Origin of the sequence: Methanosarcina sp. DH1 (genome assembly GCF_020804205.1) — an archaeon.
GTDB lineage: Archaea > Halobacteriota > Methanosarcinia > Methanosarcinales > Methanosarcinaceae > Methanosarcina > Methanosarcina vacuolata.
Window position 1 is genome coordinate 69,785 of the sequence record NZ_WJBJ01000026.1, and the last position, 23,585, is coordinate 93,369.

General features: G+C 38.7%; 16 protein-coding genes and 1 pseudogene. 10 read left to right on the forward strand and 7 right to left on the reverse strand.

The genetic code is table 11. The annotated features are described in order from the left end of the window. The first annotated feature begins 101 nt into the window (after positions 1 to 101). The 5 genes and pseudogenes from FXW07_RS15135 to cydB all read left to right on the forward strand — a co-directional run bounded on the left by FXW07_RS15135 (position 102) and on the right by cydB (position 6,680). Positions 102 to 1,034 carry a class I SAM-dependent methyltransferase gene (locus FXW07_RS15135; RefSeq protein ID WP_229396129.1) on the forward strand — a complete coding sequence of 311 codons (933 nt, stop codon included), beginning with the start codon at positions 102 to 104 and terminating at the stop codon, positions 1,032 to 1,034. Positions 1,035 to 1,956: 922 nt separating this feature from the next. Next, positions 1,957 to 3,209: pseudogene (gene prf1, locus FXW07_RS15140) on the forward strand (peptide chain release factor aRF-1). 333 nt (positions 3,210 to 3,542) lie between these two features. Next, on the forward strand, positions 3,543 to 3,953 hold the full coding sequence (locus FXW07_RS15145) for a Fur family transcriptional regulator (protein ID WP_229396130.1): 411 nt from the start codon (positions 3,543 to 3,545) through the stop codon (positions 3,951 to 3,953). A 364-nt stretch (positions 3,954 to 4,317) separates the two neighbouring features. Beyond that, positions 4,318 to 5,634 carry a cytochrome ubiquinol oxidase subunit I gene (locus tag FXW07_RS15150; protein ID WP_229396131.1) on the forward strand — a complete coding sequence of 439 codons (1,317 nt, stop codon included), beginning with the start codon at positions 4,318 to 4,320 and terminating at the stop codon, positions 5,632 to 5,634. Between the two features lie 2 nt (positions 5,635 to 5,636). Next, positions 5,637 to 6,680, forward strand: coding sequence for a cytochrome d ubiquinol oxidase subunit II (gene cydB / locus FXW07_RS15155; RefSeq protein ID WP_229396132.1), 1,044 nt, complete (start codon positions 5,637 to 5,639; stop codon positions 6,678 to 6,680). A 292-nt stretch (positions 6,681 to 6,972) separates the two neighbouring features. On the opposite strand, the gene FXW07_RS15160 is transcribed toward cydB, so the two are convergent. Then, positions 6,973 to 7,338 carry a hypothetical protein gene (locus FXW07_RS15160; RefSeq protein ID WP_048123708.1) on the reverse strand — a complete coding sequence of 122 codons (366 nt, stop codon included), beginning with the start codon at positions 7,336 to 7,338 and terminating at the stop codon, positions 6,973 to 6,975. A gap of 272 nt (positions 7,339 to 7,610) precedes the next feature. On the opposite strand from FXW07_RS15160, the gene FXW07_RS15165 reads away from it, so the two are divergent. The 3 genes from FXW07_RS15165 (at position 7,611) to FXW07_RS19390 (ending at position 10,142) form a co-directional block, all read left to right on the forward strand. Beyond that, on the forward strand, positions 7,611 to 8,498 hold the full coding sequence (locus FXW07_RS15165; protein WP_229396133.1) for a DHHA1 domain-containing protein: 888 nt from the start codon (positions 7,611 to 7,613) through the stop codon (positions 8,496 to 8,498). Between the two features lie 382 nt (positions 8,499 to 8,880). Continuing rightward, the gene (locus FXW07_RS15170; RefSeq protein ID WP_229396134.1) at positions 8,881 to 9,105 is read left to right on the forward strand and encodes a hypothetical protein; all 225 of its coding nucleotides are present in this window, start codon (positions 8,881 to 8,883) and stop codon (positions 9,103 to 9,105) included. A gap of 908 nt (positions 9,106 to 10,013) precedes the next feature. Then, positions 10,014 to 10,142: a hypothetical protein gene (locus FXW07_RS19390; RefSeq protein WP_255679102.1), complete on the forward strand. Its 129-nt coding sequence runs from the start codon at positions 10,014 to 10,016 to the stop codon at positions 10,140 to 10,142. A 358-nt stretch (positions 10,143 to 10,500) separates the two neighbouring features. Here the strand turns inward: FXW07_RS19390 and FXW07_RS15175 are convergent, their stop codons facing one another. The 5 genes from FXW07_RS15175 to FXW07_RS15195 all read right to left on the reverse strand — a co-directional run bounded on the left by FXW07_RS15175 (position 10,501) and on the right by FXW07_RS15195 (position 19,981). Further along, on the reverse strand, positions 10,501 to 11,634 hold the full coding sequence (locus FXW07_RS15175; protein ID WP_229396135.1) for a TIGR04279 domain-containing protein: 1,134 nt from the start codon (positions 11,632 to 11,634) through the stop codon (positions 10,501 to 10,503). 246 nt (positions 11,635 to 11,880) lie between these two features. Then, positions 11,881 to 12,744: a hypothetical protein gene (locus FXW07_RS15180; protein ID WP_229396136.1), complete on the reverse strand. Its 864-nt coding sequence runs from the start codon at positions 12,742 to 12,744 to the stop codon at positions 11,881 to 11,883. A 333-nt stretch (positions 12,745 to 13,077) separates the two neighbouring features. Beyond that, positions 13,078 to 14,037, reverse strand: a complete 960-nt coding sequence (locus tag FXW07_RS15185) for a hypothetical protein (protein ID WP_229396137.1) — start codon at positions 14,035 to 14,037, stop codon at positions 13,078 to 13,080. A gap of 700 nt (positions 14,038 to 14,737) precedes the next feature. After that, positions 14,738 to 16,540 carry a TIGR04279 domain-containing protein gene (locus FXW07_RS15190; RefSeq protein ID WP_229396138.1) on the reverse strand — a complete coding sequence of 601 codons (1,803 nt, stop codon included), beginning with the start codon at positions 16,538 to 16,540 and terminating at the stop codon, positions 14,738 to 14,740. A gap of 486 nt (positions 16,541 to 17,026) precedes the next feature. After that, positions 17,027 to 19,981 carry a TIGR04279 domain-containing protein gene (locus tag FXW07_RS15195; RefSeq protein WP_229396139.1) on the reverse strand — a complete coding sequence of 985 codons (2,955 nt, stop codon included), beginning with the start codon at positions 19,979 to 19,981 and terminating at the stop codon, positions 17,027 to 17,029. A 1,339-nt stretch (positions 19,982 to 21,320) separates the two neighbouring features. On the opposite strand from FXW07_RS15195, the gene FXW07_RS15200 reads away from it, so the two are divergent. Beyond that, positions 21,321 to 21,488 carry a hypothetical protein gene (locus FXW07_RS15200; protein WP_197078830.1) on the forward strand — a complete coding sequence of 56 codons (168 nt, stop codon included), beginning with the start codon at positions 21,321 to 21,323 and terminating at the stop codon, positions 21,486 to 21,488. 858 nt (positions 21,489 to 22,346) lie between these two features. On the opposite strand, the gene FXW07_RS15205 is transcribed toward FXW07_RS15200, so the two are convergent. Further along, the gene (locus FXW07_RS15205) at positions 22,347 to 22,517 is read right to left on the reverse strand and encodes a hypothetical protein (RefSeq protein WP_229396140.1); all 171 of its coding nucleotides are present in this window, start codon (positions 22,515 to 22,517) and stop codon (positions 22,347 to 22,349) included. 53 nt (positions 22,518 to 22,570) lie between these two features. Between FXW07_RS15205 and rpl3p the strand changes: the two genes are divergently transcribed. Then, positions 22,571 to 23,584, forward strand: a complete 1,014-nt coding sequence (gene rpl3p / locus FXW07_RS15210; protein WP_048118683.1) for a 50S ribosomal protein L3 — start codon at positions 22,571 to 22,573, stop codon at positions 23,582 to 23,584. The last annotated feature ends 1 nt before the right edge of the window (position 23,585 follow it).

The window sequence follows — 23,585 nt, forward strand, 5'->3', positions numbered from 1 at the left end:
TAGTCGCTTTCAATTTTGCCTCTGCAAAAGATAGATTTTTAATTTGAAAAATTGATTAATGTTGACCTTAAATGAGCAGATAATAAAGGAGAATATTATGTATGGAAATGTCTGAGAATGCAGAGAAAGAGTTCAACAATATGAACAAAATATTTAAGGAAATAACAGGACCAGGCAGCAAGACAGCCATGGGAGTTTTACTTGCCAGACATTTTGAATCGCAGAAGCCCGAAGACGAACGAATCTGTTATGACCCCTATGCAGTCTATTTCATCAACCCGGAGATTTTAGAGTGGGGAGCTAACCATCCGGATGAAGCAAGAAAAATGCATGAGCAGCTGGACAGATTTTTTCCGGGAAGAAATAACTCAATCGCTGCTAGAGTCAGATTCTTTGACGACTTTGTTAAAAAATCAATCGATGAAGGTATCGAGCAACTGGTTATATTAGGTGCAGGATATGATTCACGTGCCTATCGGATTGAAGGATTGGAGAAAATCAAAACTTTTGAGGTAGACCATCCTGCTACACAAAATATAAAAATGGAAAAACTAAAAATGATCTTTGGCAGTTTGCCAGATCACGTTGTCTATGTCCCTTGCGATTTAGAAACCGAAGACTTTGGTCAAAGGTTGATAGACATGGGATATAGCCGGCACGTTAGGACTCTTTTCCTGATGGAAGGGCTCTTAATGTATCTTCAGCCAAAGGTGGTAGATGAAATCCTATCCTTTATTGTAAAGAACTCAGGAAAGAACAGTAGCATTCTCTTTGATTATTTTCCCCAATCTGCAGTTGATGGAAGTTCCAAGCTTGAGGCGGGGAGGAACATTCGGAATCAAGTGTCACAGCTGGGAGAACCGTTTAAGTTCGGTATCAAGGAAGGGACAGTTGACATATTCCTTACACAACGTGGATTTACACAGGTATGCAATGTAACTATGGAAGATTGTAAAAAAGCCTATTTTCAAGGAATAAATAAAAACAGAATAGTTGATAGCCTGAAGTCGTTCGTCTACGCCGTTGTTCAATAAATTTATTGTATCGGCTAAAAAGGGATAGCAACCGAAAGGACATGAGTAAATCGATAGAGTCGAAAATGGAGAGATTATGAGCCTATCCGAAAGTCATGCATATAGTAAAGTTACTATCGGTATGTAATATCCAATACCAATCTGAGTATGAAACTGCTAGTTGTAAATATAAAGTAAGTCACAAAGTAAGTCGCAAAGTAAGTCACAAAGTAAGTCACAATACTTTTCGGATAGGTTCTAAGTGCCATTAAAAGTCCAAATTACTTGAATCGGATTAAAAACGCTATCAGACAATATTTGATTTGAAAATCAGTACTGTGGAATATGAGATCTTCAATCGAGTATCTAAGAAAATTTAAAATCATAATTAATATTTAAATGTTGTTTGCTAACAAAACATTTGACATGAAAATATTATTTGTTCAGAACCAATTTTTCATATAATTTATTTTAAATAAGTTTAGGAATAATTGTAGGTTGTAACCCCACGAATAAGAGAACAGATTAAAACGAATGGATCAAAGCGAATGGATTTATGCCACCAAGAAAAAACGGATGGATCAACAAAAACGGGCACCCGAAAATAAGGTTGTGATGGAAGATCTCAACTTGTTTCGGTGCAAATATTGATCGCATGCAACGGTTCATGGACATATAATGCCCATGAACCCTGTTCTTTCCATAATTTTTATGTGCAAAGCCATTGTGTATTTGCAAATTCACTCTCATAAATATGAATCTAAGTATAAATATAAATATAATAGTCATCGGTGATACTTACAACTCGGAGTCTTTTCCACGGGTTTCGATGACTTCCTTATACAAATAAAAAACAAGGGATAACAGATGGTTGAATTGCTTTTATTAAGTCGGCTTTATTTTGCCACACCAACTGAGTTGCATTTTTATGAGATAGGAGGAAATCGAAACGGCTGAATACTGTACATATGAAAAATATGTATTAAAAAAGAAGCTTGAGATTCTTAAAAATAAAAGTGGAAAGAACACAGAATTACTTTCCCTTTATATTCCTTCTGATAAACAGATTTCAGACGTCATATCTCATTTGAGAGAAGAACATGAGCAGGCTTCAAGCATTAAGTCAAAACTTACCGGCAATAACGTACAGGGAACCCTTGATTTTTTGTTGGCAAAGTTAAGATCTCTTAACAAAATACCCGAAAACGGGATAGTTTATTTTGCAGGAACTGTCAGTGCCGGAGCTAACAGGACAGGCATGGTAAATGAAGTTCTTTTTTCTCCAGAACCTGTTGTAGATTACATATATCACTGTGATTCCATTTTTTATCTTGAGCCCCTTGAGGAAATGCTCAGAGAGTGCAGTACTTATGGGCTCATACTTCTAGATCTAAGAGAAGCAACTATCGGTATGCTTGTAGGCAGGCAAACTGAAGTTATTAAGCATCTCCACTCCACCGTCCCTGGCAAACAAAGAAAAGGAGGTCAGAGTGCACATCGTTTTGAACAGCTCAGACGCATTTCGATTCATGATTTTTACAAAAGAATAGGGGATGCTGCAAGTGAGGCATTTCTTGAAGTGGAATCATCTGAACTTAAAGGCATTCTTATAGGAGGGCATTCCCCGACTAAAGAAGAGTTTAATGAAGGTGGATTTCTACATTATGAGCTTCAGAAAAAGGTTCTTGGACTTTTCGATACAGGGTATACTGATGAATCAGGTTTTTCTGAGTTAATAAATGCAGCAGAGGATACTCTCCAGGGTATTGACTTGATTAAGCAAAAGAAAGATATGAAATTATTTTTTAAAGAACTCGCTACTGAGTCTGGTAAAGTATCCTATGGAGAAGACAGTGTAAGGGCAAATCTGGAACTAAAGGCAGTTGATGTGCTTTTACTTTCTGAAGACCTGCGATCTGAAAGAGTAACGCTCAAATGCAGTTTTTGCGGATATGAGAATAAAAGAACAAGAAAATGGAAGTCCAATGAAGTTATTCCTGCGGCTGGAAATTGTCCTGAATGTGGTTCTGCGCTTGAAGTTACGGATATTACTGATATCGTTGGAGAATTTCAGAACTCGCTGATATAGGCAATGCAAGGACTGCTTTTATATCAACAGATTTCGATGAAGGTTCTCAACTTATGATAGCCTTCGGTGGAATTGCTGCAATCCTTAGATATAGCACAGGGGTGTAGGTTAGTTCAGAAGTGTAGGTTAGTTCAGAAGTTTATTAGTTAACGAATTATATTAAATTCAAAATAAAGATGTAAGAAACTATAAATTTTATTTAAAAGACGTACAATCTTGCTCTGGCAAGTTCTATCCAACGTTACTGTTCTTTAGCTGTACTTTTAGTGGGGAAAACTGCAAGCTACGGCGCCAGAAAAAGAAAGCAGTTACAAGGCTTCTCTGAGTAAAGAAATAATAGAGATAATAGTAATTATTAAATAATAATAAATATCATTTAGTAATAGATATCATGTATATCTAAGTAAACCTGCTTTCACAGGTAATTTAGGTGGACAGCAATGAAGCCCACAGAGAAAGCTGACATGAAATACACAAACCAGAGAGTCGAAATACTTACTTTCCTGCGCGAACACGATGGTCATCCCACTGTAGACGAAGTTTATGATGGGGTTAGAAAAAAACTGACGCGTATAAGCAAGGCTACCGTATATAAAAATCTCAAATTCCTTACGGAGAAAGGTTTACTGGAGGAGGTGAATGTAAAAGGAGTCTCAAGATTTGAAGCAAATTTCATTCCACATCACCATCTAATCTGCCGGGAATGTGGAAGGATGGAGGATTTTAATTCGGAACAATTGTTGGATTACTCGATGAAGATAGCTGAGGAAATAGAAGGATTTACTATTGTTTCAACGAGCACTAACTTCTATGGTGTCTGTAAGAAGTGTAAGGAGTCTCAGGGAATCTAAGGGGTCTCAGAAATCTAAAGAGTTTCAGAAATCTAAGGAATATAAAGAGTCTCAGAAATCTAAAAAGTCTAAGGAATGTAAAAGAATCTAAGGAATCTAAAAAGTTTCAGGAAACATAATTTGAGCAGAACATCAAGGGGAAACAGTATGTTATCCGGGTGCACAATGGTATATTCTTCAGATGGTCAAATATATAGATCCGGTGACATACAGCATTTTACTTCAGATTCTCACTGATGAGATTGAGCATGAAGATGATCTGCAAATCATGGACGGAAGATATCGGCTTGCTTCAACGCAAATATGCTTGCAAATATGATCCTGTGAAGTAAGTAACAAAACGAGGGAAAACGAGGGGTAATGAATGATTGAATTGCTTTTATTAAGTCGGCTTCAGTTTGCCATAACAGCTGCGTTCCATTTCCTGTTCGTTCCACTAACATTGGGACTTGCATTGTTAGTGGCAGGCATGGAAACAATGTACTATAAGAACAAAGATGAAAACTGGCGAAGGATGGCCGACTTCTGGGGTAGGATATTCAAGATAAATTTTGCAATAGGTCTGGTATCAGGTCTTACATTGACTTTCCAATTCGGCACTAACTGGGGTGCCTATGCAGAATTCATGGGAGATGTCTTTGGACCGCCTTTAGCTGTGGAAGCATTACTGGCTTTCTTCCTTGAAGGTACTTTCTTTGGCGCATGGATATTCCTGAACCGCGACCGTCAGAAACTAAAGGCATTTTCTATGTGGATGGTCGCTCTGGGCACTAACATTTCATCATTATGGATTATCATTGCTAACGGTTTTATGCAGCATCCAGTCGGCTATAATATGGCTGCTGATGGGAGTAAGGTGGTTATGACAGATTTCCTTGCTCTAATAACGAACGGCTATGTTTGGTACATGATGGTACACACTCTGCTTGCAGCTTACCTGTTGACCGCATTTCTGATGATGGGGATCTGTGCATATCATTTCCTTAAAGGAAACAACAATGAAGTGTTCAAGAAGTCTTTCAGAATAGCAGTTGCCATAGCACTTGTGACTGCAGTCGTGCTTCCTGTTCTTGGCCACGGTTATGCACAATATGTTACTGAGCTTCAGCCTGCTAAAGGAGCGGCAATGGATGCGATATGGGAAACAGGTTCAGGCGAACCCATGTACCTGATACAGGTCCCTGATTCAAGCACTGGTTCAAATAGTGTTCAGTTGCTGGGAATTCCAGGTCTTGCAAGTTTCCTGTATACAGGAAGTTTCAGTGGAACAATAACAGGACTTAACCAGCTACCTCATGATGAATTGCCACCTGTAGAAATGATATTCTGGAGCTTCAGGCTGATGACAATTCTGGGGTCCCTATTCATTATCGAGGCTCTATTAGGCTTATATCTTCAAAAATCAGGCAAGCTGTACACATCAGATAAGTATCTGAAGCTGATGATGTGGTCTATTCCTCTTCCATATATTGCCATAACTGCCGGCTGGATTGTAGCTGAGGTTGGAAGGCAGCCATGGATAGTATATGGTCTGCTAAAGACAGCAAATGGCATATCATCGGTTCCCATATCGGATGTGTTGTTAAGTATCACCCTTATAAGCGCATTCTATCTGATCCTGATGGTCTTTGAGATATACCTCATAAAGAAAACCGTAGTTAATGCTACAGGAGTTGAGTGAATATGTTTGATTTCCTTACTCATGATACGCTTGCCGTTATCTGGTTCTTCCTGTGGTGTGTAATATGGGGGGTTTACTTTATTGCCGATTCCTTTTCCCTTGGAGCAGGTATTCTAACACCCTTTATTGCCACAGATAAAGTGCAGAGGGCACAAATCCAGAGCTCTGTTGGTCCTTTCTGGGGCGGTAATGAGGTATGGCTCATCCTGGCTGCAGGCGGAACATTTGCTGCATTCCCTCTGGTATTCTCGAAGATGTTTACATTCCTTTATATTCCGATGCTGCTGCTTCTTATCGGCTTAATTGCAAGGGGAATTTCCATAGAATATCTCCACAAAGACGAGAATCCCCAGATACAGAAGATCCTTATGGGGGGATGGTTCGCTGGAAGCCTGCTGATTTCTCTTGTCCTGGGAGTTGCATTTGCTAACTTCTTCAAGGGGCTCGAAATTGCTTCAGGAGGAGTTTATGAAGGTACTCTTCTAGGACTTTTCAGTCCGTATGCATTGCTAGGTGGCGTCCTTTTCGTGCTTATGAGTGTTACTTCAGGTGCGCTCTGGATCAATGTTAAAACTGAAGGTGACATAGCTGCAAAAGCAGGTAATCTGGCAAAGAAGAGTACTCTTATTGTACTTGTACTTGCCCTGGTCTATCTAGCATATTCCTTTGTGGGTATAGAAGGTTTTACGACCAATTATTCAGCTACGCCAGCTATGTATTTATTGCCAGTTCTTGCGGTAGTGGGAGCTGTCCTTGCTGTGTTTTTTGCAAAAAAGGACAGAGGATTCCCGGCTTTTTGCAGCAATCTCCTGACGCTTCTTTTTGTTGTTGAAAGTGGGCTTGCAAGTATCTATCCTTACATGCTTAAGTCCTCTATTTCTCCTGAATACGGAATAAATATCTTTGAAGCAGCATCAAGCCACATGACTCTGAGCGTCATGCTTGGAGGAGCATTGGTATTCGTGCCCATAGTCATCATCTATCAGCTTTGGGCATATACTTTGTTCAAGGAGAAAATAAAAGAAACAGAGCAGGTTGAATACTGATCTACTTTCTCTTTTCTTTTACTTATTTTTCACTTATTTTTTACTTTATCTACAAAGAGGTAAAAAATGCTAACCTTCGCTAAATATCCCAAAGCATGAAAGCTTTGAAGAAGCTCAAAATATAAATAAAAAAAGTTAAATGATAAAACTATTATAAAAAGACTAAAAAGTCAGCTCTATTCTTTTTCATATGCGTGAAATTCACTCAGGCACATGATCCTGATTTTTGCCCATAAATTAAAAAAAATTAAGGGCAGAGTATAGAGCAAAGTTTAGAGACAGAACTATCCATTTAGTCTTTTTCTTCGTTCTCTTCAGGGTTCAGAAACTCTTCATAACACATAATACAGATACATTTATCTTCAGCGGTTATGTCTTCAGAGTCCACCTTGGGGCCACCAGGTTTTATAGTTCCTTTCTTTAATACATAGAAGTGTTCACCGAATTCGACGGGTTGCCCGCATCTCGAACATAAGAAGGGCGGATTCTCAACCGATTCAGTTGCACACTCAATGCATATCAGATCAGACTTATCCCCGTGAACGTCCTTGAATTTTATTGGTTTCATGTCCTGGCTGGTATCAACGACCAGCACGTCTTCCAGCAATTCCCGACCACAGATATTGCAATATTCTTTAGTCTTGTCGCCTCCCTTCATTATGTCACCTCTGTTCTTCAAAATATTTTTTTCACAAACTCATGCACTAAGCCTGCAGGGGTTTTAATGTCTCCTTTTTTTCACTCAACTTTATCCCTTTTTGGCTTATATTATAATTATATCAACTTAGATGTTTAAAACTATTTTTATTTAAATGCATTATCACTTAATTGAGAATCTTCCACATCGGGTTTTCTTTAAATATATTATGAAATTAAATTCACAGCAGAAAATATGAGAAAGAAATCCAATAAAACAATGGGGAATCGAAAATGACAGATGATAAACGCATGATTTTAATTTATCACCATGACGATAATGACGGATGCTGTGCAGCCGTTATTGCTGGTAATTCCTATGACCGGAATGAATTTGACATAAAATTTGTTGCTATAAATTATGGCAAAGAGTCTTGGAGTGAGGGGGAAATAAAGGCAGCGGAAGAAGTATGGCTTGTTGACTTTACCAGCGATAAAATGGATGAATTTGTAAAAGTTTGCGGACCTAAACTAATCTGGATTGATCATCATAAGACCGCTGTAGAGAAATTTCCGGATCTTTGGAATTCAAGCAGTATTCCGGGTATTCGGTCTCTTGAAAAGGCAGCCTGTGTACTTACATGGGAGTTTACGCATCCTGAACATACTTCCCCTCCGGTGGCCGTTGCTTATATTGGAGATAAAGACCTGTGGAAGTTTGAATACCCTGAAACCAGGGCTTTCAACGCAGGATTTAATCTGATGGTGAAAACCCCCTATGATGCCGTATGGGATGTGCTTCTTGGTCCGGAATATGAGGATACCGTAAACAATATGATATCTATAGGGAAATTGCTTCTCGAAGCTCAAAACTACAAGCTCCAAAAAGCCTTTGACCGTGGGGTGGATTGCACTTTCCATAACTGGAAAGCCAGGCTTGTAAACACTACCGGAAACATCTCCGAGCTTGGAGAGTTCATCTACAAGAAGCCTGAATATGATATTGCTGTTATGTGGCAGGCTGTAGAGGATATGGTGGTATTCAGCTTGAGATCCGATTCAGGAAATCCCAACTCGCCCGATTGTGCCGAAATCGCTCAACAATATGGCGGAGGAGGACACAGGAATGCTGCTGGATTCCAAAAAAAGAACATGGATTTTCCAGGCCTGCTTTTTACATGAAATTACCCCTGATGGCCTGGAGCATAATCAAGTTCTGGATTCTAACTTTATCGTGGTGCTATCAGGTAAAATAGCTCCAATTTGACCTGGAAATCCCACTGACTCTTTTTTTGTGGATTTTGCGTTTCTGTAAAATAGTACTTGAAGTGATCTTTTTTTCACAAATATCTAATTTATTCATACCCGAGCTTTTAGAAAAGTATTTATATTTTAAAACTACCTTATTCAAGAAAATTCGTCAGGACATATAAATAGTAGTGGGATCTATTGACCTGGAGGTTAGTTTACGTTTAAAAATATAATTCAGTTCTATAATGTAAATGGTTTGACTAGAAGTCCTTTTAAGCACAGTCTGACGGTACTACTTAATAATTTTATAAACATGGAGTTTAGTCCTCTATACTGGTTTACCCTTCCAGGTTTTGTTCTTTGTTCAGTCGGGTTATACGTAGGTCTTGATTTATTACAGACTTTCTATCTTGGCGGAAGTCTTACCTTCGGGCCAACGGTTTTGATGGTAATTCTTACCGTTATAGGGACGGGCATGATTTTTACCGGAATTTTGCTTCACTCTATCTCAGGTTTACTGCAGTATATAAGAGAATAAACTGATATCTCGGGTTTACTGCAGCATCTATGGGAATAAACTGATAACTCCAAAAGATTTACTTAATTAGCTTACCTAAAACCAATTTTGTTCTCAAATCAGTAAAGTTTCATACCTATTTCATGGCCAGAAACTCAGTTAATTATTGGAACACAGGATTTAGAGAAACGATTTTAAGTTTTGGGATGAGCTCAATATTTTTTCTTAATATTGATTTCTGTTTTCCAGTAGTCTTTCTTAATAGTGTTTTTCTCTATCGCTAATAAGCTATATCAATATTGATCTGCGCAAAAGGAATAAGAAAGGCAATTGACTGAAAACGCACATGAAATTCTTCTAATCACAAGCACAAATAAATGAAAGTACTTGAAGAACTTTCATGCCGTGCGACAAGAAGTTATGTCATGAATTACTTTAATGCTGCCTTTTCCATTTGGGGTAACCCTACCAGAATGTGCGTCATTAGTAATGATGGGGTGCAAAGCTTCTGGGACAATGTGAAGCTCTCTGAAAATCCATTTCAGACTATTTGCTAGGGTAAGAGTTCCATGGGAAACGTAAAGTGAACCATTGTAAGAGTCGTTAAGTTCGCCAAGCGAAACTGGATTGATACGCTTGAACCAACAGGTATGAAATCAGGCTTTAACGGTGGCATGACGTTAAAGCAAATGGACAAACGGTTTCCGGCTCATAGATGGCCCCTAAAGAACTCATAATTATTCATGACATAGAACTTGGTAAGCCCTATTTGTTCCCTTAAAAAGGGTAGGAACTTCGTAAGGAGCAACAATGACAAAGAGGGTAGAGGATTCAGTAAAAAGCGAATGCTGATCTGTAATAGATCAGATAGAGGTTCAAACTTTGCCTCGATCCGAAAGGATGCTGACTTACTGATGGTGTTTTCTTGTGTGAACGGAAACAAACTCACGAATGTAAGATACTCAAAGACACCAACAGGTGAGAGGCTTACAGACAGTAAAGTTAGTGGGCTGTTATCCAGAATCACAAAATCAGTTATGCAAATAACTGATGCCTGATACAGAAAGGGTTTGAAAACACTCGAGCCGTATGAGGGGAAACTTTCAAGTACGGTTCCTAGGGGAGAAAGGAGGAGCAATCCTCCCGACTTACCCAACAAATAAATATAGAACAGTTTGGAACTATTGATGAGTATTTTACAATTAAATAGAGAAAAGCAAAATACAATGGTAAAAAAATCAAAAAAAAAGGCGGTTTCATAAAGAAAACCGCCTTTAAGCCTTTAACTCTATTCTGTCTTTTGCTGTTTTTAGAGTTTTAGCTTTGTTTTAACCTTTTCTGAATTTCAACATAGATCAGATCCGGCTTAAATATGTTTTTGGAGTCCGGGATCTCTGTCAGCTTCGGAGTCTCCGATTATACCGGTGAGGTTCCGTCTGCGCTTATTTTCAGTTTTTGCTGGTCTATGCCTACAAGACCTTTGCCAGGTTCATAGGCGCCTGTAAAGAGGAGGTAATTTCCTGGCGTGAGATCAAAGGCTGTCAAGGAAAGGGTAGTCTGGTTCTTCTCGCCTATGCTTATAGTACCGTTACCTTCTCCAATAAGCGTCTGGAATCCGTTTGCAAGTTCACTCTTGTTTACGGAGCTTATGCCCAGGGTCCTGAGGTCGACATCGTTAACGGAAACATTGGTTCCATCTATTGTTCCATTGCTGTCAACTTTCATTTCAGCTTTATAGGCTTCTTCATTAATCAGCAGGGCACCGTAGGTAAACTCTCCGGCAGGTGCATTTTTCAGGCTCATCTGAACATCAAGGTTGTCTCCTTCCTTAATATTGTTGGCGGCCGTCGTTTTCAGTTCATAGTCAACTACTTCAAAGCAAGTGGCTGAAAGAACTTTCGTTACGTTTTCTTCTTTGTCGCCCGCAAGTGTTATGACGATGCCGTAACTCCCAGGCTCAAGAGAGTTAAATGTAAGGGGTTTAGACAGGTCTCCGCACTTGTCCAGAGTCGCGCATGTTTTAGTGTAGTCAACGCCTTTTAAGATTTCATTCAGGCTCTTGCATTTTGCATCCACAAGAGCTTTTTCCATGGAACTCACATCAAGCCCCTTGACAAGATAAATATTCACTGCTTGTTTCTTAAAGGCTACAGGACCATTATAGTCCATTTTCACAGTCTGTTTTTCAGTATAAAACGGATGTGTGGAGTATGGATATGTGTATTTCAGTTCCTCGTCTTTGTCCTTATTTATTTTAAATACAATTCCTTCTTTTTCCACACAATTAGTCCCACTGTAAGTAAAGCTAAGAGGCTGTGGAAGCTGGATTTCTTTTCCTCCGGTGAGTTGAATCCATCCGCCATTATCTTGGCTGTCATCATGATCTGCAAAAATGACGCTATCTCCATTTTTCTCTATAGATGCAATCCAGAGTCCTTTTTCGCAAACAGCGGCTGATACCGAAATAAGTGCGAAAATGCAGATTAGAGCAGCAACGGTTAATTTACATTTTCTGAGATCTATTCCATTTATTCCTATTTTTTTATTCAATCGTTACACCCCTAAAATTAATATTTGTTTTATCCCGGACTTTTGCTATATATTCTTACTTTTGTCTATTATCTACTTCATTAATTATTAAGCTTTCATCCGCGAATTTCTTTTTTAATTAAATTAATTCATATTCATATATTTTGTCTATTAGACATGTCTACTATTAATATGTATTTATAGTTTATCGAAAGTGTCTTCAAAGAATTCTAAAAACAATCGTATTTAAAATCCCTCAGTACATTATTATGACTTTTTCCTCTTTAAATAAACCACAAATAATATTAATACGGCTAAGATTCCTGCTATCCATATCTTCTGAGATTTCAGGTTCTGGAAACTCTCGGCAAGTATATTTTCTTCACTGGAAATATTTCCATTGTCTATTTCTTCTTTTATTTTCGCAGTTATTTCCCCGACTTCTCCCTCACTTGAGTTCTGTTCCGAGGAGTTTGTTTCGGAAGAGAGGCTTTCTGATGGCTGTAATTCTATTTGCTTTGTAGTGCCCTCAACGTTTACTTCAAAACCACCTGCTGGTATAGACTTAGTATTATATTCATAGCTGAAACTTCCATCAGAATCTACTTCAATCTCTTGCATGGCTGTTATCTTGAGTTTGACACTAGAACCACTTGCCTTTCCGTCGATCCTGATCTTATATGTTCCTGGAGGGACATTTGACTGGGAAACGGTAGCAGTGCCATCTTTTGCCTCTGCGCTTCTAGTTAACCATAGGAGCAGCTTTGCTCTCACGTTCAAGTCATCTGCCCCTACAGCCTTCACGGTAAAACTGTTGTCAAAACCAGAGGGGATTACTACATCTTCAAGCAGGTACTCATATTCTCCATCCTGAACCTCCACATCTTTTTCAAAGGATACCAGCACTTTCGCGGTATCTCCCTCAAAACCGGTTCCTTTTATCTCCATTGTATCCCCAACAACTGGATTTTGGGGAGTAAGTTCCCAGTTACTTGAAGCAACTGCTCCAGGAGAAATGATCAGGAACAGGAAAACAGGAAGTAAAAACAGGAGCTTCAAACTTTCCATATTCTTTGGATTTTTGATAAATGTAAAAATGGGCTTTACGAACTCTATTTCTTCAGGAAGCAATTTCTTTAACCTCTCCTCTTAATATTTTCTGATTAGAAAGGCTATTGTCCATTGAATAGCTATATTACAGGTCTATTTTTCTTTATATATGGACTTAGTATAAAAATCCTAGACAGATATAGGACAAATAATAAAACTAGTTTATATATTTTTCTTTTTAGTATTTAGTGTTGTTTGCAGCAAAACATATCCAGCATACAGGTTTTTGCATTCAGCTATAAAGAGAAAGGATTATAGCCTGCTACATCCCTTCTCTCACTATTTTTTCAAGTTTTTCTGTTATTATCAAGGCTGAATGGAAATTTTCCAGTCTAGTTTTCTGGTTTTACTTTCTTATTTTTTCATTTTCTTCAGCACAGCAAGCCCTATCAGCAGGGTTCCTGCAAATCCTAAAAGGAAAGAGGGAAGTTTTGGAGGGTTTTTTAAGACTTCTGCTAATGAATTTGCCTGAATGTATGGCTTGACATCTTCTAATATGAATGATTTTGGAGTTTCGAGAATGGACTTAATTCTCATAAGCGAAGAAATTTTATTTATTATTGAAGAGTCATTATCTCCGGTAGAATTCTCAGAACTAGATATCAAGACCGACCCGCGTGTACTTCCACTAGATTTTCCCACATTTTCCTGGACCGTACCTCCAGAACTTTCGTTATCTTGTTCTTCACTTGTATTCTGTTCCGAAGAGTTCATTTCCGAAGTCAGGTTTTCTGAAGATTGTAATTCTACCTGTTTTGTAACGTCCCCAACATTTACTTCAAAATCACCTGCCGGTATAGACTTAGTACTATATTCATAGCTGATGCTTCCATCAGAATCTACCTCAACTTCTTGCACGGCGGTTATCTTGAGTTTAACACTAGAGCCACTGGCCTTTCCATCGATCCTGATCTTATATGTTCCTGGAGGGACGTTTGTCTGGATAACGGTAGCAGTGCCATCTTTTGCCTCTGAGCTTTTAGTTAACCATAGGAGCATTTTTGCTCTCACATTCAGATCCTCAACCCCTTCGGCCTGCACAGTAAAACTGTTGTAGGAGCTTGAGGGAATTATTACATCTTCAAGCAGATACTCGTATTCTCCATCCTGGACCTCCACATCTTTTTCGAAGGATACCAGCGCTTTCGCAGTATCTCCCTCAAAGCCGGTCCCTGTTATCTCAATTGTATCTCCAGAAGCGGGATTTTGGGGGGTAATTTCCCAGCTACCTGAGGCAGCTGCCCCGGAAGAACTAATAAGGAATAGGAAAACCGAAAGCAAAAGAAGGAGTCTCAAATTTTCGTTATTTTTCAAATTATGGATAAATGTAAAAACTGGTTTTATTGGATTAATTTCTTCAGGAAGCAATTTTTCGAACCTCTCCTCTTGGTATTTTCTTGACTAGAAAGGCTATTGTCCATTGAATAGTGTATTAAAGGTCCACTTCTTATATCTGGACTAATTATAAAAATTCTAGACAGATATAATAATGAATGATAAAACTGGTTTATATATTTTACTTTTTAGTATTCCACACTGCTTACAATAAAAAATGTGTATCCATATACAGGTTTTTAGGCAGTGCACACTTTTTTCTGTAAAATCACAAATCTAATAAATTACTGGGTAGAAAATTCCATATAAGGGGATCAATTTTTTCATTGTACGCAAAAACTTGACTTCAAATATACAGCAAATTTGAGGCTGTAGGTTTTACATCAAGTCTTAAGGAGAAAGAATGTAGATAGCTACAATCCGTTCTCCTTATATTTTTCAAGTTTTTCTGTTGTTATCAAGGCTTAATGGAAATTTTCCAGTCTGGTCTTCTGGGTTTAATTTATCGGTTCCACTTCTTTTTCCTCAGTGCTGCAAACCCTATCAACAGGGTTCCTGCAAATCCCAACATGAAGAGGGAAGGTTTGGAGGATTTCGCACGATTTTCTGCTAATGAGTTTGCCTGAATACTTGGCTTGACATCTCTGGATATGAGTGATTTTGGGTTCCGAGAATGGACTTAATTCCCGTAAGCTGAGAGGTTCTTAATTTCATCTAAGATATACTTCTGAAGGTATTTTCCGGATATGGATTTCAAGTCCAAACCGTACGAATTTTCGGGGGATATTCTCAGCTTTTTCTGGGATATACCTGCCAGACCTTCATTATTTTCATAGGCTCCTGAGAGGAGAAGATAGTCTCCTGGGGGAAGTTCCAGGCTTTTCAGGGAAAGGTTACTCTGGTTTTTCTCACCTATGCTTATCGTACCATTATCTTTTCCTATAAGAGTCTGGATCTCATTCTTAAGTTCATCTTTTTCATTTTCGGATTCATATCCACTCAAATTTGTTTCCAAACTCCTGATAAGGTCAACTCCGTTCACAATAGGCCTTATTTTAGTGGTCATCCAGATTGATTTCGTGCCTTTAGATGCTGTATAGGCCCCATCCTTTATCAGTACAGTCCAGTAAGTATAATTATCCTTATCAGGTGCATTCTGCAGATCCAGGTTGACTTCTACGTTTTCGCCTTCTTGAATGGTATACGGGACTCTGGCTTCCATTTGATATTTGAGAACTTCAAAATATTTTGCTAAAAGGATCTCTTTTTCGGATCCTGTTTTTTCCGTTTCGTTTCCGGCAAGGGTTATAAGGGTCCAGTAGCTTCCAGCCTGAAGAGGGCCCAGTGTCAGAGGAGAAAGGTCTCCGTTCTTGTTCAGGGTCGCAGGTATCCTGGCATAAGCTTCTGTATCATTGTTTAAGACATCCTCAAGCCTAATTGTGCTTTCATTCAGACCTGAAATTCCATTTTCTGGAGAACTCGGGCTGTGTTCCTTGATGAGGTATATATCCACATTCTGTTGTCCTAAAGCTTCAGGTCCGTAGTAGCTTAACTTTATGCTCTCATTTACGGTGTAAAATGAACGAAGGGAATAGGGATATGACAATATGAACATCATATTGTTCCAGCTATTTTTCTCTGTTTTTATCTCAGGTGTTATCGACTCGTTTCCCTGGCTGTCTGTCCAGTTATATGCTTTTACTTCAGATGTATCTCCAGGGCTTTCGTCATCAGTTCCTTCAGTTGAATTCTGCTCAGAGTAGTTCATTTCTGAAGGCAGACTTTCGTTATTTTGTTCTTCACTTAAGTTCTGTTCCGAGGAATTTGTTTCTGAAGGGAGGTTTTCTGATGGCTGTAATTCTATTTGCTTTGTAATGCCCTCAACATTTACTTCAAAATTACCTGCCGGTATAGACTTAGTATTATATTCATAGCTGAGATTTCCATCAGAATCTACCTCTATCTCTTGCATGGCTGTTATCTTGAGTTTGACACTGGAACCATTTGCCTTTCCGTCAATCCTGATTTCATATGTTCCTGGAGGAACATTTGTATGGGAAACGGTAGCAACGCCATCTTTTGCTTCTGCACCTTTAGTTAACCATAGGAGCAGCTTTGCTCTCACATTCAAATCATCTGCTCCTACAGCCTGCACGGTAAAACTGTTGTCAAAACCAGAGGGAATTACTACATCTTCAAGCAGRTACTCATATTCTCCATCCTGAACYTCCACATCTTTTTCAAAGGATACCAGYACTTTCGCRGTATCTCCCTCAAAACCRGTTCCTTTTATCTCCATTGTATCCCCAACAACTGGATTTTGAGGAGTAAGTTCCCAGTTGCTTGAGGCAGCTGCTCCGTGAGGAAGAATCAGGAACAGAAAAACAGGAAGCAAAAGCAGGAGTCTCAAACTTTCCTTATTCTTTGGATTTTTAATGAATGTAAAAACGGGCTTTATTAACTTAATTTTTTCAGGAAGCAATTTTTTAAACCTCTCCTCTTTGTGTTTTCTTGACTAGAAAGGCTATTGTCCATTGAATAGCTATTATAAATCGACGTATTATGAATCGATGCATTGTGAATCGACGTATTATGAATCGATGTATTATGAACCGATATATTATGAATCGATATATTATGAACCGATATATTATGAATCGATGTATTATGAATCGATGTATTATGAATCGATGTATTATGGATTTACTTCTTACACCTAACTTATTTGTAAAAATTCTAGACAGACATAAGGACAAATAATAAAACTGGTTTATATATTTATTCTTTTTAGTATCTTGTATTGCTGCAGTAAAACCCATCCAGTGTACAGGTTTTTGTATCTAGCTATAAAGAGAAAGGATTGTAGCCTTCTACATCCTTTCTCTCGATCTTTTTTTCAAGATTTTTGATTTTTTTGTAACTGGATGGAAATTTTCCGACCTGTTTCACTAAGTTTAGTTTACGGGTTTCATTTCTTTTTCCTTAGTACTGCAAATCCTATCAGTAGGGTTACTGCAAATCCTAACAGGAAGGAGGGAAGTTTTGGAGGGTTTCTTAAGACTTCTGCTAATGAGTTTGCCTGAATATATGGCTTGACATCTTCGAGTATGAATGATTTTGGATTTTCGAGAATAGACTTAAGTCCCATAAGCGGAGAGTCTTTGAATTTCGTCGAAGATTCATCACCGAAGGTATTTTCTGAGCCGGGTTTCAAACCCAATCCTGATACGTTTTCGGCGGATATCCTCAGATTTCCCTGAGATATGCCTGTCAGGCCCTCATTATTTTCATAGGCTCCTGTAAGGAGCAGGTAGTTTCCTGGGGGAAGGTCCAGGCTTTTCAGTGAAAGGTTGTTCTGGTTTTTCTCACCTATGCTTATCGTACCATTATCTTTCCCTATAAGGGTCTGGATCTCGTTCCTAAGTTCTTCTTTTTCGTTTTCGGATTCATGTCCACTCAAATTTGTTTCCAAACTCTTGATAAGGTCAACTCCATTCACGATAGGCCTGATTCCGGTGGTCATTCTCCAGGTTGGGTTCGTGCCTTCAAATGCTGTATAGGCGCTATCTTTTATCAGTACAACCCAGTAAGTAGAATTATTTTCATCAGATGCATTCTTCAGATCCAGGCTGACTTCTAGGTTTTCGCCTTCTTGAAGGGCATACGGAGCTCTGGCTTCCAGTTGATATTGGAGAACTTCAAAATATTTTGCTAAAAGAACTTTATTTTCTGATCCTGTATTTTCCTCTTCGTTTTCTGCAGGAGTTATAAGGATCCAGTAGTGACCGGCCTGAAGAGGGTCCAGCCTCAGTGGAGTAAGGTCTCCTTCTTTGTTCAGGGTCGCAGGTATCTTGACATAAGCTTCTGTATCATTGTTTAAGACATCCTCAAGACTAATCGTGCTTTCATTTATATTATATGAAGTTCCATTTTCTGGAGAACTCGGACTGTATTTCTTGATAAGATATATGTCCACATTCTGATGTCCTAAAGCTTCAGGTCCATTATAGCTTATATTCACATTATCATTTGTAGTATAAAACGAACGAAGGGGATAGGAATATGACAGTATTAATTTAATATTGTTCCAGCTATTTTTCGCTGTTTTTATCTTAGGTGTTTCCGACTCATTTCCCTGACTGTCTGTCCAGTTATATACTTTTATTTCATTTACTTCCTGATTCAGACTATTCGTCCAGTTTTCTTCAGATTTCACTACTTCACTTTCCACACTATTTGTGCCATTGGAAGTTTCTGTGCCTTCGGAAGTTCCTGTGCCATTGGAAGTTTCTGTGCCTTTGGAAGTTTCTGTGTCGTTGGAAGTTTCTGTGCCTTTGGAAGTTTCGTTGGAGGTTTTGGTTTCAGTTTCCACTTCAGAACTTTTTACGCTTTTCGGTTCAGTAACTGTTTCGGTTTTTGTTTCATTTTTCGCGTTGGTATTGTTTTGGACGACTGTTCCATTTGCTGTTATTATTTTATATTTTAAGTCAGATACATTGCTTTCTGAACTGGTTGTTTTATTTTCGTTAACTGCTGTGTTATTTGCTGTTATTATTTTGCATTTACAGTTAGATCCATTGCTTTTTGAACTCGTTGAGTCATTTTCTTCGCTGTTTTCCTGGCTATCCGTATCTTCACTGTCGGATTCATTTTCTTGAGCGATTGTTTTATTTACTGTTATTAGTTTATACCCGCTAGATACATTAGTTTCTGAACTTTTTGAGTCATTTTCTTCGCTGTTTTCCGGGGTTTCGGTACTTGTTCCTGCTTCTGTTTTTGACTTATTATCTTCTACAGTTTCCTGAGTTTCTGTACTTTTGTTTTCTCCTATTTTATACACATTGTAATGTAAAAGAGAGTTAGCTAATTCAGCCCCTTGCTCAGTGTCTTCTACTGTTTCCTGAGTTTCTGTACTTGTTCCGGTTCCGGTTTTTGACTTATTGTCTACTACTGTTTCCGGGGTTTCGGTACTTTCTTCTGCCCCTGTTTTTGACTTATTATCTATTACTGTTTCCTGAGTTTCCGTACTTGTTCCGGTTCCAGTTTTTGACTTATTATATACTACTGTTTCCGGGGTTTCGGTACTTTCTTCTGCCCCTGTTTTTGACTTATTATCTATTACTGTTTCCGGGGTTTCGGTACTTGTTCCGGTTCCAGTTTTTGACTTATTGTCTACTACTGTTTCCGGKGTTTCKGTACTTGTCCCGCTTCCGGTTTTTGACTTATTATATACTACTGTTTTCTGGGTTTCGGTACTTGTTCCGGTTCCGGTTTTTGACTTATTATATGCTACTGTTTTCTGTGTTTCTGTACTTGTTCCGGTTCCGGTTTTTGACTTATTGTCTACTACTGTTTCCGGTGTTTCTGTACTTGTCCCGSTTCCGGTTTTTGACTTATTATATACTACTGTTTTCTGGGTTTCGGTACTTGTTCCGGTTCCGGTTTTTGACTTATTATATACTACTGTTTTCTGGGTTTCGGTACTTGTTCCGGTTCCGGTTTTTGACTTATTATATACTACTGTTTCCGGGATTTCGGTACTTGTCCCAGTTCCGGTTTTTGACTTATTATATACTTTCGTGCAGGAGGAACATTTGCTCCCGGTATTGTTTTTTTCATCACTTTCTATGCAGTAGGAGCACTTATCTCCGGTATTGTTATCTTCGCCACTTTCTGTGCAGTCAAAGCAGTCAACTTCGGTATAATTTTCGTCTACTATGCAGTACAAACAGTTATCCTCTGTCTCATTACTTACTCCAGTGTCTGACTCATGTACTATTTTGTCCCCTGTCTGACTATTGGTTTTGCTTTCCGCACCTGTAGCTGATATTGAAATTACTGAAAAAATTAGAACTAAAGTAATACAGATTAATCTCCATTTTCTACCAGATGTTTCATTGTAAATTCCTGTTTTTTTCTTCAATAAGTGCACCCCTTAATTATCCTCTTTTCTGCGTAAGTTTAAGTTTTTACATTTCTTTATGCATTTCATATGTGATTTGAAGTTTTATTTTAGCATGATTTGGTATTCTGCAAATTTATCAAGATAAATATCTTTTATTAAAAGATTTTAAGGGAATTTTAATAACATGTTTATATTTTATAATGAACTATATTCTGTAAAGTCTTTTCATTTTTCAAATTTTTTTATCTTTGAATAACCTGTAGTAACAATAATATTATTAGGACTCTTGAGTCTACTTATCTCGACTTTTCATTACTTAAACTCTTCTTTCTTAGTTCAAATTCCCTTAATATATTTTCCTTCTGGATTTGACTTGGATCAAAAAGAAGTTTTACTTTCAGAGCCAGGCTTTCTGCAGATTTCTGCTTGACCGCGGGGTAATGTCTTCAATAATCAAATTTTCGGCTCTTCGTCATTTCCTACGGATAAGACGATTTTCAGTCCAAGACCGCATTGGTTTAGAACTATAACGCAGTTGAACTGAAAAATCAACATCATTGGAATGTTAATTGTCTAAAACGTGATTTTAATTATACATTCTTTGACGCAATTGATTTCGTTCCTCAAGTGCGTAAGTCCTACGGTTTTCATGGAGGACATTATGAGGATATCCATGCAAAACAACAAAGAGCAAAATTTTCTGTAATAATTTCACAGGCACTGAGGCAACTGTGTCAGAAAAGGCAATAAATACCAAAGTTTTAGTCAACATAACAGATTTTTTCATGCGTATTCAGCTAAGTGAAAAATCGTGACAACCGCGTCCATTTTCACAATGTTTGTTAAGTATTTTATTAAGTTATGGGCTGAAATGGGGTGTCAATTTCATGCAAACAGGCCAAAATTGAAGCTGGTTTTTAATGCAAAATCGATAGCTTCTGGCAAGAAAGTTCCTTAACCGGCGTCTGATAAAAATATTTTAGTTTAAATGTATTGGCAGGCGGAGACCCATGAACACTTCAACATTTAGAGGCTGTCCAACAACTCATTTCAGGTAAAAACATCAAAAAACATCTAAAAGAGGCACTTTATGTTTTAAATTAAAAAGTACTATTTATTAGAAATTATGATTCTTGAAACTATTTACCTGGTTATCTTAATATTTATGACCCTAAGTGAAATCATATAGACATCATTGACTAATAATAATGAGATTTACGGGAAAAATACACCATTCATTCTCATGGTTATCAGTTGCAGCTTGAATAGCTCATTATTTTTAGTCTTTATAAAATATGATTTAAAATTCATTCATAAAATTAGTTCCAGAGTTAAGTGTAAAAAGTGGTGATGTCCAATGAGTTATATAAGAAACGTTTATATAAAAAAGATTTGTCCTGTTTGTGGAAATGAATTTATTGTCTTAGAAACCATGGAGAAGAAAGCTGTTTACTGCACTCTTCACTGCCTCTCAATATCTGAATATGAGCAGAGTAATAGCGTTTCTCCTTTAATAGCTACATAATTCCGGTGGACTGTAGTAGCAGAACTGAAATCATAGTCTTATGAGCAAATATCCGAATTCAGACTAAAAAATAGGGAAATTCGATACAAACTTCAATTACCAGATCCCATTAAATTTATTTCTGTAAAGTGATCTACTAAACAAGCTCGCATATTAAACAAGCTCGCATATAATAGTTATTATATTACTTACAGGCCGACTGTTACATACATTCAGGTCGGTCTATAAGTTTTTGCTGGCCGATAAGTAGAGATGGTATTCTGTCAACTGTGATCCCATATTTCAACTCTTCTATTTAGAAAGTATAAGCTCGGACGCTTTTGTCTATTTATTTTTGTTCTCTCCTGTGATGGATTCTTCTTTCTGAATTCTCTTCTCGCCCTGCAAAGGCTTTATATATTAGATATGCTATGTAAAGGCAAAGTACATGCAAGATGGAAGTTTCACGCACTTTAGTGCTTGAAATTATCTAATCAGATCAATGTGATGCTTAATGCTAATATCCTGGAAATTTCCGGGAGATAGGGTTTTCTGCCGTGCTTTACGGAAGATTTCCTGCATTGAAGATAAATCCAGTGAGAAAAGTCGGATCAACATGAGTGTTAAAGGGCCAATGCTTTGAAACGCCCGCTTTTGGCGTCCTGAGACGCCTAAAATCGCACGAAGCTGTTCAAGTTTTCGATGAGTTGCGGTTGCAGTCACTGAATAATGAAGTTTCAATTAGGGGACTGAATTTAAAATCAGGTTACCATATACTGAAGTTTCAAATCAGACTACTGAATGTTTCAAATCAGTGCCAGATGCCTGGATTTGGGTCTGCCAGGATCGTAAAATCGATCCTTTAAGAGTATGCTCCTGCTAGACAAGCTGGGAAGAGGATCGGATATTGCAGATGCCTGAAGGAATTAGGGTACCGGGAGCATAAAGCTCTGGTCTGCTCGAGGCATACGTGCCAGGCAGGTCTAAATACGTCCCTCCCCACCTGGTAGCGTTCGGGGAATCCAGTGTATTTTTTCTTTTTCCACTCATGTTGGGCCGACCGGAGGGGCTGGCATTTTAATTGAAATTTACGGAGTAGAAATATGGCAAGCATACACCGACCAAAACGAGGTTCCCTCGCATATAGTCCACGCAAAAGGGCAAAGAGCCACATTCCACGGTTCAGAGCCTGGCCGGAGGCTACAGGTGAACCAAGGCTACAGGGTTTTGCAGGGTACAAGGTGGGCATGACCCACGTGATCATGGTTGATGACACAAAGAACAGCCTTACCCAGGGTATGGAAATCTCCGTACCTGTAACTGTCATCGAAACTCCCGCAATAAGGGTTGCAGCTATCCGGGCTTATGCAGAAGACACCACCGGAGAAAAGGCAATCGCTGAGGTATGGGCAACAGACCTTGATCCTGAACTCAAACGCAGGATCCCTATACCAAAAGGGGAGAACATGGCTGAAACCCTTGGGAATATCGGTAAAATGATAGAAGAAGGAAAGGTAAGCGATATTAAAGCAGTTACCTATACTCTGCCAAAGAGCCTTACCGGGGTCCCCAAAAAGACGCCCGATATCATGGAATCCGGAATTAGCGCCAGAGATCTCAACACCAAGTTCGAGTACGCAAAATCAATTCTCGGCACCCTTGTAAGCATAACCGATGTTTTCAAGACAGGAACACTTGTTGATACAGCTGCGATTACTATCGGAAAAGGTACTCAGGGCCCTGTCAAGCGCTGGGGCATCCAGCTTATGAAAGGCAAACACTCCAGGCAGGGCAGTCTCAGGCAGATTGGTACTCTTGGTGGTTTTGGCCTTCGCCGCGTCTCCTGGAGAGTCCCGCAGATGGGTCAAACAGGATATCACCAGAGAACCGAGTTCAACAAGCGCATCCTTAAGATTGGATCCGATGGAGAAGAAGTCACTCCAGAAGGCGGCTTTATGAATTATGGCTTTGTCCGTGGGGATTACGTGCTGATCAAAGGCAGCGTTCCCGGGCCTTCCAAGAGACTTATCAGACTCAGAGATCCGATCAGGGCAAAGAAAGCCGACCTTGGCGAACCGAATATCCTTCACATAAGCAGGGAATCCAAGCAGGGGTGAA

What these genes read in the sequence shown, in the direction of transcription:
- FXW07_RS15135 (WP_229396129.1), top strand. Translation starts at nt 102, where the DNA reads ATGGAAATGTCTGAGAATGCAGAGAAAGAGTTCAACAATATGAACAAA.
- FXW07_RS15145 (WP_229396130.1), top strand. Translation starts at nt 3,543, where the DNA reads ATGAAGCCCACAGAGAAAGCTGACATGAAATACACAAACCAGAGAGTC.
- FXW07_RS15150 (WP_229396131.1), top strand. Translation starts at nt 4,318, where the DNA reads ATGATTGAATTGCTTTTATTAAGTCGGCTTCAGTTTGCCATAACAGCT.
- cydB (WP_229396132.1), top strand. Translation starts at nt 5,637, where the DNA reads ATGTTTGATTTCCTTACTCATGATACGCTTGCCGTTATCTGGTTCTTC.
- FXW07_RS15160 (WP_048123708.1), bottom strand. Translation starts at nt 7,338, where the DNA reads ATGAAGGGAGGCGACAAGACTAAAGAATATTGCAATATCTGTGGTCGG.
- FXW07_RS15165 (WP_229396133.1), top strand. Translation starts at nt 7,611, where the DNA reads ATGACAGATGATAAACGCATGATTTTAATTTATCACCATGACGATAAT.
- FXW07_RS15170 (WP_229396134.1), top strand. Translation starts at nt 8,881, where the DNA reads ATGGAGTTTAGTCCTCTATACTGGTTTACCCTTCCAGGTTTTGTTCTT.
- FXW07_RS15200 (WP_197078830.1), top strand. Translation starts at nt 21,321, where the DNA reads ATGAGTTATATAAGAAACGTTTATATAAAAAAGATTTGTCCTGTTTGT.
- FXW07_RS15205 (WP_229396140.1), bottom strand. Translation starts at nt 22,517, where the DNA reads ATGAGTGGAAAAAGAAAAAATACACTGGATTCCCCGAACGCTACCAGG.
- rpl3p (WP_048118683.1), top strand. Translation starts at nt 22,571, where the DNA reads ATGGCAAGCATACACCGACCAAAACGAGGTTCCCTCGCATATAGTCCA.